Consider the following 14,483-nt stretch of genomic DNA (forward strand, 5'->3'; position numbering starts at 1 on the left):
GCCTCGTCCGGCCGGATTTCCCGAGCCCAGTGGTCCCGCTCCCACGGCGCGACCCGGGGATGGGAGCGATCGGGAAGCCTCTGACCCCTACTGGGCAAGTTCCCGGTCATGAACGTTCGTACCCTTCGTCAGCTGGATCCGGCTGGCCGCGGAATCGATGCCACAGCCGGCGGCCGGCGAGGAACAGCAGCAGAGCACCCGCGCATGCTGTCAGTATCGCCAATGCCTGCCCGTACGCGTTGGACCGTACCGTCACGCTGGTCGGCTCTCCCAGTTGCTGTCCATCGGCGGTGGTCAGAGAGAATTTGACGACGAGCTTGCGGGAGTCGTTGGCCTCGGTGGGAACGGTGAGGGTGCGACTGCCGCGCGGGGGCAGTGTGGTGGGGCCGATGTCGGTGATGGTCATCCCCGACGGCGCATCCACCTGGAGGCGGACGGTGATCCCGACCGGCAGGTCGTTCCTGGCCACCAGCAGCAGTGGGCTCTGTTCCGAGGCCAGCGTGTAGACGCCGCCCGGCGACACGACGGTGACGGCCCCGAACAGGTCGTCCATGGTTTCGGCCACCTCGTCGGCGCGCACGTCGGACGCCTCTTCCGCGGACCGTCGTTCGTCGTCGCGGCGATGCGCGAGGCTCATCGAGCGCAGGAGGTCCTCCCTCAGCGGTGCGGTGAAGCGTTCCGGGGTGAGCGGGGCCTGCGGGTCGTCGACCAGCGCGGCGTTCAGTGCCTCGATGCGGGGTGTCTGCGTGGCGGCGGCGTCGCGGATATGGGCGGGGACGCCGTCCTCGGCGGCCTGATCCGGGTACTCCAGGGTCGCGATCTCGGGTGATCCGGGCTGCCGTCCCAGGATCGCGGGCAGTGGCCGGGGCGTCGCCAGCCCCGAGCGCATCAGCGAGGACACCGTGGACAGCAGTGTCTTCGCGTCCTCGGCGCCTGCCGTCCACAGCTGCGGTGGCACCACCATCAGCGATCGCGGGGTGCCGGCGGCCCGTGCGGCCTCGGGTTCGAGGGCAGACCAGGACACCGCGCCGAGCGCGTCCTGCAGCCGGGCGGTCTGGGAATCGTCCGAGAGGTCGTACCGCGCGCGCTCCGGGGTGTACGAGGGGGTCTGCGGTGTCGCCCCCATGGCCGCGAGCGCCGTGCCGACCGAGGGATCGAAGAGCAGCGCGTCGACGCTTCCGGTGGCCGCGGGCGTCTCGGTGGCCGCCGGGGTCGTCTCCCCGTTCGCGGGAACGGGTGCGGGGGGCGGTGTCGCCTCGATGACGTGGGCGCTGTCGCGGGGTGTCGTCGTGTCGACGGAATTCGCGGCCACGAGCGTGGTGGTCGCCTCGTCTCCGCGGAGCATCTGCGCCGTCGCGTCGTCGAGCACCCCGGCGTCGCTCCACACGAAATTGCGCAGCGACGTGACACCCAGAACGTTGTCGACGATGTCCGCGGGGGCTTCGACGGCGGTCGCGGTGAGGCCCGGGTTCGCGACCTCGGTGATCGCGGACAGGTCGGCCTGCGCGAACGGCACCGACGTGGTGCACATGGACGCGGCCAGCGACCGGGCGCGGTCGAGCCACGCCGACGCGGCATCCTTACCGGCGCCCTCGTGCGCGGAACCGGTGGGATCGGACGGGTCGTCCACCACCAGATATCCACGCGCCATGTTCTCGACGGTGATCAGCAGGTCCGGGTCGACGGCCAGGCACAGACTGTCCCGGAGCGTGTGATCGCGGTCGACGCTCTCCCGGGTGGCGAACTCCGCCGCGCCCAGCAGTTCGTCGAGGCGGCCGCCGTCCGCGAGCGAGGTCGCGAGGTCGTCGTCGACGAGACGGACCGGTTCGGTGACGGAGCCGGGCACCCCCGCCGCGAGCCGGGGCCGGTCGGCGAGCGGCCACATCATGGTGACGGCGACGGGACTGGAGATGTCCGGGGGCACGGCCGGAGTGCCGGGGACCCCGAACACGGGGAGCAGGAAACGGGCGTCGTCGAGTCGCGCCGCACCGCCGTACTCGGGGGTGCCGTTCACGTTCACCATCAGCGGATACACGCCGGGTTCGGTGATGTCGAGGGAGATGTCGGTGTCGGACCGCAGCGGCAGCGACAGCGTGAACTGCTTGCTCTGCCCCTCGTCGAGGCGGCCCGCGACCGTGTCGAACATCCCGACCGTGTCGTACCGCGACTGATCGAGGGTCAGGGACGTACGGAGGCCCTCGCTGCTCGCGACGGCGGGAGCGCGCTGCAACCGCACACTGACGTCGCGGACCGTGCGGTCACCGATGTTCTTCACCGAGCCCGTGACCGTGACGAACGGGTCGCTGGTGGTGGTGACCGTGGACGGCGTGACGTCGTCGATGTGCAGTTCGAGAAACTCCGGGTCCTCGTCGACCGACTGGGTCCCGGCGCTCTCGGGCGGCACCGGGTCCTGGGCCGCCGCCACCACGGTGCTGGTGGGAGCCAGAACGACCGCGAGTGCGGTCAACGTCACGGCACCGACCCGACGCAAAGCCATCCTCATCCGGCGTCTGGCCCCTTCTGGAGCTTCAGGTCGGGGGCGGTCGGGGTGGTAGTCATCTTGGAGATCAAGTCACCGGCGATTTCTGCGAGTTTCCGTTCGTCTGCGTAGGCCAGGCGTGATCCCAGCTCGGCGAGCGGCACCCACGCTACCTCGGTGACTTCCACGTCTTCGTCCGACAGTTCCCCACCGAGGCATCTCAGCAGATAGTGGTGGACGGTCTTGTGGACCCGCCGGCCCTCGGTGACGAACCAGTAGTCGATGCTGCCGAGCGACGCGAGGACGGTGCCCTGGATGCCGGTCTCTTCCTCGACCTCACGCATCGCGGTCTGTTCGGCGGTCTCGCCCTGCTCGATGTGTCCCTTGGGCAGCGACCACAGCAGCCGCCCGCGTCGGTCGGTGCGTCCGATCAGCGCGGCGCACAGATTCTCCCGCGGTCCGCCGAGACCGTTGACGACGAGCCCGCCCGCCGACGTTTCGCGAACCGTCCTCATGTGGGGTTTCGCGGGTTTGCCGACGGCGCCGCGCCGCCGCGAGTTGCGGCGACTCCTGTTCGCACGTTCGGCAGCAGACACCCCATCGATAGTAGTTGGCTTTGCCGTCTCCACCGGAACGCCGCACCCGAACCGAGACGCTTCGTGACACACCTGTGGTGAACCGAACGGCGAGGTGACAGCGTGTATGCGTATCTCGCTATTTGCGCACCTCGGTAAGCTTCCTGGACGTGACTGCCCCTTCTCTCGACGACGAGCGCCGTACGCGACTGCTTGCCGGCGCCGCGGTGACGCTGCGCGAGCTGTCCGAAGTCCTGACGCCGCTCGGTGAGAGGTTCGCCGCCGCCGGTCACGAGTTGTACCTGGTGGGGGGCAGTGTCCGGGACGCGATCCTGGGCCGCCTCGGCACCGACCTCGACTTCACCACCGACGCTCACCCGGAGCAGGTGCAGAAACTGCTGTCCGGCTGGGCCGACAACCAGTGGGACACGGGCATCGAGTTCGGGACGATCAGCGCCGCCAAGGCGGGCCAGCAGATCGAGATCACGACGTATCGCGCCGACGCCTACGACCGGGTGTCGCGCAATCCGGTCGTCCAGTTCGGGACGAAGCTCGAGGACGATCTGGTGCGGCGCGATTTCACGGTCAACGCGATGGCCGTGCGGATCGGTGCGGACGGATCGCAGGACTTCGTCGACCCTCTGGGCGGCATGAACGCGCTGCTGGCCGGGGTGCTGGACACGCCGTCGGCGCCGGAGAACTCCTTCAACGACGATCCGTTGCGCATGTTGCGGGCCGCCCGGTTCGTGTCCCAGCTGGGGTTCACGCTGCACGAGCGTGTGCATCAGGCCATCGTCGACATGGCGCCTCAGATCGAGCGGATCACGGCCGAACGCGTGCGGGCCGAACTCGACAAGCTGATCCTCGGCGAGTTCCCCATCGACGGCATGAACGTGATGTGCGAGACGGGTCTCGCCGATTTCGTGCTGCCCGAGGTGCCGCAGATGAAGCTCGAGATCGACGAGCACCACCAGCACAAGGACGTGTACTGGCATTCGCTGACCGTGCTGAAGCAGGCCGTCGACCTCGAGGACGGCGACCCCGACCTGGTGTTGCGGTGGGCGGCGCTGCTGCACGACATCGGTAAACCGGACACGAAGCGCAACGAGCCGGGCGGTGGTGTGAGCTTCCACCACCACGAGGTGGTCGGCGCGAAGATGGTCCGCAAGCGGATGCGGGCGCTGAAGTATTCGAAGCAGATGGTCGACGACGTCTCGCAGCTGGTGTTCCTCCACCTGCGGTTCCACGGTTACGGCAAGGGTCAGTGGACGGATTCCGCCGTGCGCCGGTACGTGACCGATGCCGGCCCGCTGCTGCCGCGGCTGCACAAGCTGGTCCGCGCCGATTGCACCACCCGTAACAAGCGGCGGGCGGCCGCCCTGCAGGCGACATACGACGACATCGAGGAGCGGATCGCCCGGCTCGCCGAGCAGGAAGATCTCGCGCGGGTGCGCCCTGACCTCGACGGCAACGCGATCATGGAGTTGCTCGGCATTCCGGCGGGCCCCGACGTCGGTAAGGCGTGGAAGTACCTGAAGGAGCTCCGGCTCGATCGTGGCCCCCTCAGCCGCGACGAGGCCGAGGCCGAACTGCTGTCGTGGTGGGCCACGCAGCAGGGCTGACCGAGCGTCGATCCGTTCGGGTCGACGTCTCATCTCCTTATTTCGCTTTCGGGCGGCCGTTCACCTGACGTGACGACGGTCACACGGCCTGGTCGACATCACCACCGGGCCCGGGTCCGGGTGCGAGAGACGTCACCGAACGCTCACGGGGGTTAATCCCGACGAAACACGGTTCACGGCAGCATTGATACAGGTCGTGAGCCGGGTGGACAGGCTGCGACCGTGCAGGTGAGGAGCTAAGTCGATGCAGCAGCAGAAAGCCGGGACTTCCACCGTGAAGACCGCGTGCTCGTACTGCGGTGTCGGCTGCGGCATGGTGCTCGAGGTCGGGATCGATCCCGAGACCAGTGCGCGCCGTGTACTCAAGGCGTCCGGCGACAAGGACCATCCCACCAACTTCGGGCGGCTGTGCACCAAGGGGGCGACGAGCGCCGAGATGCTGGTGGCCGGTGGCCGGATGGAAACCGGGTACGTCCGCGACGAGCGCGGGGAGGCACCCACCTCGATCGACGTCGGCGCCGCCATCAGCGAGACCGCGCGCCGGCTGAAGGAACAACTCGACGAGCACGGACCGGACGCCCTGTCCTTCTACGTCTCCGGTCAGATGTCCATCGAGGCGCAGTACCTGATCACCAAGCTCGCGAAGGGCTTCGTGGGCACCAACCAGATCGAATCCAACTCGAGGCTGTGCATGGCCAGTGCGGGCACCGGCTACAAGCAGTCGTTGGGTGCGGACGGCCCGCCCGGGTCGTACCAGGACTTCGACAAGGCCGACGTGTTCTTCGTGATCGGCGCCAACATGGCGGATTGTCACCCCATCCTGTTCCTGCGGATGATGGACCGCGTCAAGGCCGGCGCCAAGCTGATCGTGGTCGACCCGCGCCGCAACGCGACGGCCGACAAGTCGAACCTGTTCATGCAGATCGCGCCGGGCACCGACCTCGCGCTGCTCAACGGCCTGCTGCACCTGCTCGTGAAGAACGGGCACACCGACCCCGAGTTCATCGCCGAGTTCACCGAGGGCTGGGAGGTGATGCCGGAGTTCCTCGAGGAGTACACCCCCGAGGAGGTCGCGGAGATCACCGGCATCCCCGAATCCGACATCCGTCGGGCCGCCCAGTGGATCGGTGAGGCCGAGAACTGGATGAGCTGCTGGACGATGGGGCTGAACCAGAGCACGCACGGCACGTGGAACACCAACGCGATCTGCAACCTGCACTTGGCCACCGGTGCGATCTGCCGTCCGGGCAGCGGCCCGTTCTCCCTCACCGGTCAGCCCAATGCGATGGGTGGCCGCGAGATGGGGTACATGGGTCCCGGCCTGCCGGGGCAACGGTCGGTGCTCGCCGCCGACGACCGGGCGTTCATAGAGGATCTGTGGGAGCTGCCGGAGGGCAGTATCCGCACGGAGGTCGGCACCGGAACCGTCGACATGTTCGAGCGGATGGTGGCGGGTGAGATCAAGGCCTGCTGGATCATCTGCACCAATCCCGTTGCCACCGTGGCGAACCGGCGGACGGTGATCGAGGGCCTCGAGGCCGCCGAGCTCGTGATCACGCAGGACGTCTTCCTCGACACCGAGACCAACGGTTACGCCGACATCCTGCTGCCCGGGGCGCTGTGGGCGGAGTCGGATTCGGTGATGATCAACTCCGAGCGCAACCTCACCCTGTTGCAGCAGGCCGTCGATCCGGTGGGTCAGGCACTGCCCGACTGGCAGATCATCGCCCGTGTCGCCTGCGAGATGGGATACGCGGACGCGTTCACCTACGACTCCTCGGAGGATGTGTTCGAGGAGATCAAGCGCACCTGGAATCCCAAGACCGGCTACGACCTTCGCGGCATCACCTACGACCGTCTGCGGGAGACACCGGTACAGTGGCCGAGCCCGCCCGGCAACCGCACCGACCGCAACCCCCTCCGCTACGTCAACGACGGCGTGAGCCAGAACCTGCTGTCGGCTCCCGACGGTTCACTCCCCCGGCTGGCGTTCGCCACCGCGAGCGGCAGGGCCGCTTTCTTCCCGCGCCCGCACATGCTGCCCGCCGAGATGCCCGACGACGACTACCCCTTCGTCCTCAACACCGGTCGCCTGCAGCACCAGTGGCACACGATGACGAAGACGGGCAAGGTGGCCAAGCTCAACAAGCTGAACTCCGGCCCGTTCGTCGAGATCAATCCCGCTGATGCGCAGAAGCTTTCGATCGCCGACGGCGACAAGGTGGAGGTCGCGTCGCGGCGCGGTCGCGCGGTCCTTCCCGCCGTCGTCAGCGACCGCGTCCTGGCCGGCGGGTGTTTCGCCCCGTTCCACTGGAACGACTCCTTCGGCGAGTACCTCAGCATCAACGCCGTCACCAATGACGCCGTCGATCCCACGTCCTTCCAGCCGGAGTTCAAGGCGTGCGCCGTCTCCCTGACCCGGGTGGCCCCGGTGTCGGCGCCGGAGGTCCCGGAGACCGGTGGGGCGCTCACCCTCGCGCAGGCTTCGCCCGCCGCGGAGATGAGCCGCATCCTGGGCCTGGACGACTCCGCCTCCCCCACTTTCGACGAACACGAACGCATGTACCTCGCCGGGCTGCTGTCGGGGCTGCAGTCCACCGAGATCCAGGGCGTTCCGGTTCTTCCGCGAAGCGCACCGATCTCGGGGTCCAAGCGAGTGTGGCTGGACGGTCTCATGGCGGGGCTGTTCTCCCGTTCCGACGTTCCGCAGAGTGTCGTGGTGCCGGACGCGAACGCTGAATCGGTGCAGCACCCCGTGGTGGTGGTGTGGGCGTCGCAGACCGGCAACGCCGAGGAGTTCGCCGCCGAATGTGCCGAACAACTCGAAGCGGCCGGGCACGGCACCCGCCTGACGAGCATGGACGACTACGACGTCGCGGGCCTCGCCGACGTCCGCGACCTCCTGATCATCACCAGCACGTTCGGGGACGGCGACGCCCCCGACAACGGCAGCAGCTTCTGGTCCGCGCTCAGCAGCGACGAGGCCCCGAAGTTGTCGCAGACCCGGTACGCCGTGCTGGCTTTCGGTGATTCCAACTACGACGACTTCTGCGGGCACGGCAAGCGGATCGACGCCCGGCTGGAGCAGCTGGAGGCGAAGCGTCTCACCGAGCGGGTCGACTGCGAACCCGACTACGAGGCGCAGGCACGTCAGTGGCTGACCCAGGTCCAGAAGCTGGTCCGGGAGCGTGCGGCGGCCGACGGTGCGACCGTGGTGGCATCCGCCCCCGCCTCTGCCCGGCCCGCAGCGAAGAAGGCGGCGACGTTCACCCGGAAGACGCCGTTGATCACGCGGTTGACGAAGAATGTTCCGCTCAGTGCGGCCGGATCGTCGAAGGACGTGCGGCAGTTCGGTTTCGAAGTGAGCGATCCGGAGTTCACCTATGAGGCGGGCGACGCTCTCGGTGTCTGGCCGACCAACAGCGACTCCGTCGTCGACGAGTGGCTGAAGGTCACCCGGTCGATCCCGGACACGCCCGTGAAGTTGCCGGACCTGCCGGAGATGACGCTGCGCGAGGCGCTGCGCACGAAGCTCGAGATCACGAAGGTGACCCCCGAGCTGCTGCGGTTCGTGCAGAGCCGCACCCAGGACACCGAGCTGGCGCGGCTGCTGCGCCCGCAGAACAAGATCGCGCTCCAGCAGTGGCTGTGGGGGCGGCAGTCGATGGACGTGCTGGCGGAGTACGGGGTCGACGCCGACGCGGACGAGTGGCTGAGCGTCCTCAAGCGCCTGCAGCCGCGGTTGTACTCGATCTCGTCGAGCCCCAAGGTCGATCCGGGTGAGGTGCAGCTGACCGTCTCCGCGGTGCGCTACAACCACGAGGGCAAGAACCGCGCCGGGGTCTGCTCGACGTTCCTCGCCGATCACTGCGACGAGGCCGACGTGCCGATCTTCGTACAGAAGTCGGCGCACTTCCGTCCCCCGCAGGCCGCCGATGCACCGATGATCATGGTCGGTCCCGGTACCGGCATCGCTCCGTTCCGCGGATTCCTGCACGAACGCCGGGAATTGGGTCACACGGGCAAGAACTGGATGTTCTTCGGTGAGCAGCACGAGGCTACCGACTTCTACTACCGCGAGGAGATGGAAGCTATGCACCGCGACGGATTTCTCACCCACCTCGATGCGGCCTTCTCCCGGGACCAGCGGCAGAAGATCTATGTGCAGGACCGCATTCGCGAGCACGGCGCCAAGCTGTGGGGCTGGATGCAGGAGGGTGCCTCGCTGTACGTCTGCGGCGACGCCAGCCGCATGGCGAAGGACGTCGACGAGACCGTCCGTGAAGTCGTTCGCACCCATGGGCGCATGGACGAAGAGGACACCGAGCTGTACATGAAGCAGCTCGCGACCGACAAGCGCTACGTGCGCGACGTGTACTGATCCGCATCTGCGGAAAGACACACTTGATCGGTCCGTATTTGCCGACATAGGATGTCGGTATGACGCATGCGCGGACAATTCTCGGATGACGGGTATCCGGATACGACAGGCAGCAGAACTGCTCGGCGTCAGCGACGACACGGTCCGGCGGTGGATCGACAACGGCAGCCTCGCGGCGGAGAAGGACGAGTCGGGCCGCAAGGTCGTCGACGGCCCGGCGCTCGCCGAGTTCGCGCGCGCCAATGCGTCGAAGTCCCCCGATCTGCTCGGATCGGAGTCCTCGGCGCGTAACCGATTCACCGGAATCGTGACCGCGGTGGTGATGGACAAGGTGATGGCCCAGGTCGAGATGCAGTGCGGGCCTTTTCGCGTCGTCTCCCTGATGAGCAGCGAAGCCGTCCGCGATCTCGGGCTCGAGCCCGGCAAGGTCGCGGTCGCCGTCGTCAAGTCGACCACGGTGATCGTCGAAACACCTGGAGGAATTTCATGAGAATGTCCTGGCGCCGGGCCACGACGGGGGCTGCCGCGGCCGCGCTCGGTCTCGGTCTTCTCACCGGTTGCGGTTCGAACGACGACAGCGGAGCCTCGGGTTCGGCCGAGCCGGCGTCCGCGTCCGCGCCGGTTGGCGACATCACGGTGTTCGCCGCCGCGTCGCTGAAGGGCACGTTCACGGAACTCGGCCAGATGTACGAGACCGCGAACCCCGGATCGCACGTGGAGTTCAGCTTCGCGGGATCCTCCGACCTCGCCGCTCAACTCGACCAGGGCGCCTCGGCCGACGTGTTCGCGTCCGCCGACACCGACAACATGACGAAGGTGGTCGACGCCGGGCTCGTCGAGGGCAGTCCCGTCGATTTCGCCACCAACACCCTGACCATCGTGACGGCACCCGGAAACCCCAAGGGCATCAAGTCTTTCGCGGATCTGAACCGTGAGGGGACGCTGGTGGTCACGTGTGCCCCGCAGGTTCCGTGCGGTTCCGCGACGCAGAAGGTCGAGACCGCGTCGGGTGTCGACCTCAGCCCGGTCAGCGAGGAGTCGTCGGTCACCGACGTGCTGAACAAGGTGACGGCCGGCCAGGCCGACGCCGGACTGGTGTACGTCACCGACGCGGCGAGCGCGGGCGACAAGGTGACGGCCGTGGCGTTCCCCGAGGCCGCGCAGGCTGTGAACACCTATCCCATTGCGACGCTGTCCGCTTCGAAGACACCGGACGCAGCGCAGGGCTTCGTCGACCTCGTCACGGGACCCGACGGTCAGGCAGTGCTGGCGAGGGCAGGGTTCGCCCAGCCGTGATCCGGGCGGCGCGCGTCAGAGTCCCGTCCGGGCTTCCGGGCTGGATCTTCGTTCCGGCGGCACTGGGCGGCCTGTTCGTCGTCCTGCCACTTCTCGCGATGCTGGCGAGCGTCGACTGGTCGCGGTTCTTCCAAATGGTCACGTCCGAATCCTCGCTCGCAGCGCTGGAACTGAGCCTGCGGACCGCCGCCCTGAGCACCGTGCTGTGCGTCCTGCTGGGTGTCCCGATGGCGGCCGTGCTGTCGCGCAGCAGTTTTCGCGGACTGCACGTGCTGCGGTCGCTGGTGCTCCTGCCGCTGGTGCTTCCACCGGTGGTCGGGGGCATCGCCCTGCTGTACACGTTCGGCCGGAAGGGCCTGATCGGGCAGCACCTCGAGGTCGCGGGGATCCACATCGCGTTCACAACCACCGCCGTGGTGCTCGCGCAGACGTTCGTCGCGCTGCCGTTCCTGGTGGTGAGCCTCGAGGGCTCGCTCCGGACCGCGGGCAGCCGGTACGAGCACGCCGCCGCGACGCTCGGTGCGAGCCCGACCACCGTCTTCCGGCGGGTGACGCTGCCGCTGGTGCTGCCCGGGCTGGTGTCCGGGGCGGTGTTGTCGTTCGCGCGGGCGCTCGGCGAGTTCGGGGCAACACTGACGTTCGCGGGCAGTCTGCAGGGCGTCACGCGAACCCTGCCGCTCGAGATCTACCTGCAGCGTGAGACCGATGCCGATGCGGCCGTGGCGTTGTCGCTGGTGCTGGTCGTGGTCGCGGTGCTCATCGTGGTGGGTTCGCGGGGCTGGGCGTCGAGGGCTGCAGTATGACCGGCCTGAGCGTCGAGGCGCGGGTGGATGCGCGTGGCGTCGACGTGGGGTTCGACCTCGGCGAGGGCGAGGTGCTGGCGGTGCTCGGGCCGAACGGTGCCGGCAAGTCGACGGCACTGTCCGTGGTCGCAGGCCTGGTTCGTCCCGACTTCGGACGGGTCGAACTGAACGGTCGCGTGCTCACCGACACCACCCGCGGCGTCGCCGTGCCCCCGCACCGGCGCGGAATCGCGCTGCTCGCGCAGCAGGCGCTGTTGTTCCCGCATCTGACGGTGGCCGCCAACGTGGCATTCGCCCCGCGCAGTGCCGGCCGGGGACGGCGGGAGGCGCGGGCGATCGCCGAGAAATGGCTGGACGCAGTGGATGCGACGCAGTTCGCCGACCGCCGTCCGCACGAGCTGTCCGGGGGGCAGGCGCAGCGGGTCGCGGTGGCGCGGGCCCTCGCGGCCGAACCGCAGGCCCTGCTGCTCGACGAACCCATGTCAGCCCTCGACGTGGCCGCGGCGCCCGCCCTGCGCGTGCTGCTTCGCCGGGTGCTGCGGGAAGGGAACCGGACCGCGGTGGTGGTCACCCACGACATCCTCGACGCGCTGGCGCTGGCCGACCGGGTGATCGTCGTCGAGGGCGGTGAGGTGGTCGAATTCGGTTCGGTACGAGACGTGCTGACCCGCCCCCGCAGTGCGTTCGCCGCGCGGATCGCCGGGCTCAACCTCGTTCCCGTGTTCGGGGCGCAGGACGGCTTCGAGACCGAGACCGGTGTTCGGCTGCACGGACTGCCCGACGCCGATTTCGTGCCGGGTGCGCCTGCGGTCGCGGTGTTCGCTCCCCATTCGGTCGCCGTCCACCGGCGCTCCCCGGAAGGCAGTCCGCGCAACGTCTTCCGGGTGTCCATCTCGGAGATCGAGGTGCGAGGGCCGACGGTCCGGGTGCGCGCCGCCGAAGCCGGAGGCCGGTTCGAACTCAGCGCCGACGTGACGGCGGCGTCCGTCGCGGAACTCGATCTGGTTCCGGGGTTGGACGTGTTCTTCGTCGTCAAGGCCACCGAGGTCGCCCTCCATGCCGTGCGTACTTGTTAACCGCGGGCGGTTAATAAGTACTCACGGGTGCAGGGACGCGTGCATCAGGTAGACGTTGTAGCTGTCCCACTCCGAGATCGTGAAATACAGATCCTTGTCCGTCGACCACGGATGCATGAAGCCGCCGTATGCCATCGGGTAGTCGGCCGTGTCGACGAGCGTCGCGCCGTCCGACCACACACCCTGCGGGCTCGACGACTGCCGCAGGATGATCGAGCCGCCGACGGGCTCGAGGTAGCTCATCAGCCAGGTGCCCGCGGTCGCGTCGTAGCGGACCGACAATTCGCTGGCCACCCCACCGACGATGGGGGTGGCGAGGTGCTGGGACACCGGGGTCCACATGCCGTCCGACCAGTACTGGTACGACGTGGTGTTGAGGACCTGATCGACTGGCACCCGGGCCAGGCCGATGGTGCCGATCCGCCCGTTGGGGGTGCCGAACATGTACACGTAGTCGCCCTGCGGCACCATCGCGGACACCTGGAATCGGGCGCCGAAGATGTTGTCCCACTTGGCATGCTGGTCCTTGGTCCAGGTCTGCCCGTTGTCGTCGGAGTACGCGATGCCGCCGTAGTTCGTGTACCACATGCCGGGGACCATGCTCCAGCGCTTCACCGACATGTAGCTGAGGTACTGACGGTCACCGATCGCGAACCCCGACGTGGGGATGGTGGTGGTCTCGAAGTTGTTGATGTGCCTGCTGTCGATGATCTCGGCGGCATGGCACCGGCTGTCCTGGACCATGCTGTCGATGGTCATGCCGTCGGACAGGTCGGTGTCGGTGCTGTGGCCGAGAACGTTGCTCCGCCAGTCCTCGCCGAACGCGCCGGGCGGAGCCCAGTCCTTGCCGAACGTGTCGCCGAACGCGACCGCGACCTCACCGGGTTTCGTCTCCCAGGTGATGCCGAGGTCGGTGCCGTCGACCTGCCAGCGTTTGTCCGTGCGGTTCTCCGAACCGCGGCCCGTCAGCTGCGACACCAACCGGACGTCGCCGACCTCCGGCTTCGCCACGGGTGCGGTGAGGGAACCACGTTCGGCGGGGTTGATCTCGACGGGAGGCGCCGGCTGCGGGTCGGGTCCGGGGCCGCCGGGAACGGGGATGGGAATGGTCTCGGGACGCGGATCGATCGAGATCTTCGGGATCGGCAGCGCACTCGAGCCGGACGAACCCGACGACCCCGCAGAACCGGAAGAGCCTGCAGAACCGGAGGACCCGGGCTCGGTCTCCGGTTCGTCGACCGGATCGGTGAGGTCGGGGCACGGGTCCGCACACGGGTCGGCGGGAAGGTCCTGGGCGACACGCGTCTGGTCGGCGGTCGGTCCGGGGACCGGCACCGGCACGAAGTCGGGGTACGGGATCGGGATGCTCACGGTCGGGGGAATGGGCGGAAGCAGTGGGCCGCCCCCCGGACTCGGCGGTTCCTTGGCCGGGTTGAACCCGGTCTCGCCGCACGCGTTCACCGGCAGCCACGGAGTGGTCTCGGCCGCGGCGGGGGCGGCGGTGAAGCCGATCGTCGCGGCCACCACGGCGGCGACGCACAGCGGCACTCCGGCCACAGACCATGACTTCTCGACCACGGGACCCCTCCAGATCGGTGGTCGGAGTAATAGTGGACCGACCTGCACGTTCGGGTTGAAGATAACACCCGGCGACGGCATCCTCAGCGCACGAGCCCGGCCCGTCCGGTCACAGTGCGGTCTCACTGTCGCACAGGAGAATGTCATCGCGCGCAGGTGAAACCGGTACTACCGGGACCATTGACGTCGGTGCCGAAGCCGGGCACAGTGGGTTGGGATTTCAAACTAACCGAGTATTCGACGAGGAGAACGCATCATGACCGATCTGACCCGGGAGGCGGCGAGCGCCTTCGTCGCCGCTGCCGGCCTGGAACTCGACGAGGTGTCGGGGACGAAGGTCGTCGGCCACATCGACCTGTCCGCCGACCACCACACACCGTGGGGAGTCGTGCACGGCGGCGTCTACACGACGGCGGTCGAATCGGCCGCGAGTATCGGTGCGAGCACTGCCGTCGCCGACCGTGGTGAGTTCGCGGTGGGTGTGCACAACGGCACCGACTTCCTGCGGGCCCGCACCGAGGGGCGGGTCGATGTGGTCGCGGTGCCCATCCAGCAGGGCCGGGTGCAGCAGTTGTGGTCGGTGGTGATCACCGCGACCGACACCGGCAAGGAGGTGGCCCGCGGTCAGGTACGGCTACAGAACGTGCCGATGCCGGGGTCGAAATAGGGCGGT

General features: G+C 68.2%; 10 protein-coding genes. 7 read left to right on the forward strand and 3 right to left on the reverse strand.

What is annotated here, in order from left to right; all coding sequences use genetic code 11:
• Positions 1 to 106: 106 nt before the first annotated feature.
• A complete protein-coding gene (locus JVH1_RS18390) occupies positions 107 to 2,497 on the reverse strand; it encodes a DUF6049 family protein (RefSeq protein ID WP_043780300.1) in 2,391 nt (796 codons plus the stop codon).
• A gap of 2 nt (positions 2,498 to 2,499) precedes the next feature.
• A complete protein-coding gene (locus JVH1_RS18395; protein WP_005572816.1) occupies positions 2,500 to 3,075 on the reverse strand; it encodes an NUDIX hydrolase in 576 nt (191 codons plus the stop codon).
• Positions 3,076 to 3,224: 149 nt separating this feature from the next.
• Between JVH1_RS18395 and JVH1_RS18400 the strand changes: the two genes are divergently transcribed.
• From JVH1_RS18400 to JVH1_RS18425, 6 genes are all read left to right on the forward strand, one after another.
• On the forward strand, positions 3,225 to 4,676 hold the full coding sequence (locus JVH1_RS18400) for a CCA tRNA nucleotidyltransferase (protein WP_009476723.1): 1,452 nt from the start codon (positions 3,225 to 3,227) through the stop codon (positions 4,674 to 4,676).
• Positions 4,677 to 4,920: 244 nt separating this feature from the next.
• Complete coding sequence (locus JVH1_RS18405; RefSeq protein ID WP_009476722.1) at positions 4,921 to 9,057, forward strand: bifunctional nitrate reductase/sulfite reductase flavoprotein subunit alpha; 4,137 nt, start codon at positions 4,921 to 4,923, stop codon at positions 9,055 to 9,057.
• Positions 9,058 to 9,142: 85 nt separating this feature from the next.
• Complete coding sequence (locus JVH1_RS18410; RefSeq protein ID WP_009476721.1) at positions 9,143 to 9,547, forward strand: molybdopterin-binding protein; 405 nt, start codon at positions 9,143 to 9,145, stop codon at positions 9,545 to 9,547.
• Positions 9,544 to 10,353 (forward strand): molybdate ABC transporter substrate-binding protein, encoded by an 810-nt coding sequence (gene modA / locus JVH1_RS18415; RefSeq protein WP_043780295.1) that lies wholly within the window; start codon positions 9,544 to 9,546, stop codon positions 10,351 to 10,353. Before JVH1_RS18410 ends, modA begins: the two co-directional genes overlap by 4 nt.
• Positions 10,350 to 11,156 (forward strand): ABC transporter permease, encoded by an 807-nt coding sequence (locus JVH1_RS18420; protein WP_009476719.1) that lies wholly within the window; start codon positions 10,350 to 10,352, stop codon positions 11,154 to 11,156. The genes modA and JVH1_RS18420 overlap by 4 nt, the downstream gene beginning before the upstream one ends.
• Positions 11,153 to 12,232 (forward strand): sulfate/molybdate ABC transporter ATP-binding protein, encoded by a 1,080-nt coding sequence (locus tag JVH1_RS18425; RefSeq protein ID WP_009476718.1) that lies wholly within the window; start codon positions 11,153 to 11,155, stop codon positions 12,230 to 12,232. Before JVH1_RS18420 ends, JVH1_RS18425 begins: the two co-directional genes overlap by 4 nt.
• Positions 12,233 to 12,253: 21 nt before the next feature.
• On the opposite strand, the gene JVH1_RS18430 is transcribed toward JVH1_RS18425, so the two are convergent.
• Positions 12,254 to 13,789, reverse strand: a complete 1,536-nt coding sequence (locus JVH1_RS18430) for a DUF4185 domain-containing protein (protein ID WP_043780334.1) — start codon at positions 13,787 to 13,789, stop codon at positions 12,254 to 12,256.
• A 277-nt stretch (positions 13,790 to 14,066) separates the two neighbouring features.
• On the opposite strand from JVH1_RS18430, the gene JVH1_RS18435 reads away from it, so the two are divergent.
• The gene (locus tag JVH1_RS18435; protein WP_009476716.1) at positions 14,067 to 14,477 is read left to right on the forward strand and encodes a PaaI family thioesterase; all 411 of its coding nucleotides are present in this window, start codon (positions 14,067 to 14,069) and stop codon (positions 14,475 to 14,477) included.
• Positions 14,478 to 14,483: the final 6 nt, after the last annotated feature.

Origin of the sequence: Rhodococcus sp. JVH1 (assembly GCF_000280725.2) — a bacterium.
GTDB lineage: Bacteria > Actinomycetota > Actinomycetes > Mycobacteriales > Mycobacteriaceae > Rhodococcus_F > Rhodococcus_F jostii_A.

Coding starts and splice junctions, on each gene's coding strand:
- JVH1_RS18435 (WP_009476716.1), top strand. CDS start 14,067: ATGACCGATCTGACCCGGGAGGCGGCGAGCGCCTTCGTCGCCGCTGCC.
- JVH1_RS18390 (WP_043780300.1), bottom strand. CDS start 2,497: ATGGCTTTGCGTCGGGTCGGTGCCGTGACGTTGACCGCACTCGCGGTC.
- modA (WP_043780295.1), top strand. CDS start 9,544: ATGAGAATGTCCTGGCGCCGGGCCACGACGGGGGCTGCCGCGGCCGCG.
- JVH1_RS18405 (WP_009476722.1), top strand. CDS start 4,921: ATGCAGCAGCAGAAAGCCGGGACTTCCACCGTGAAGACCGCGTGCTCG.
- JVH1_RS18425 (WP_009476718.1), top strand. CDS start 11,153: ATGACCGGCCTGAGCGTCGAGGCGCGGGTGGATGCGCGTGGCGTCGAC.
- JVH1_RS18410 (WP_009476721.1), top strand. CDS start 9,143: ATGACGGGTATCCGGATACGACAGGCAGCAGAACTGCTCGGCGTCAGC.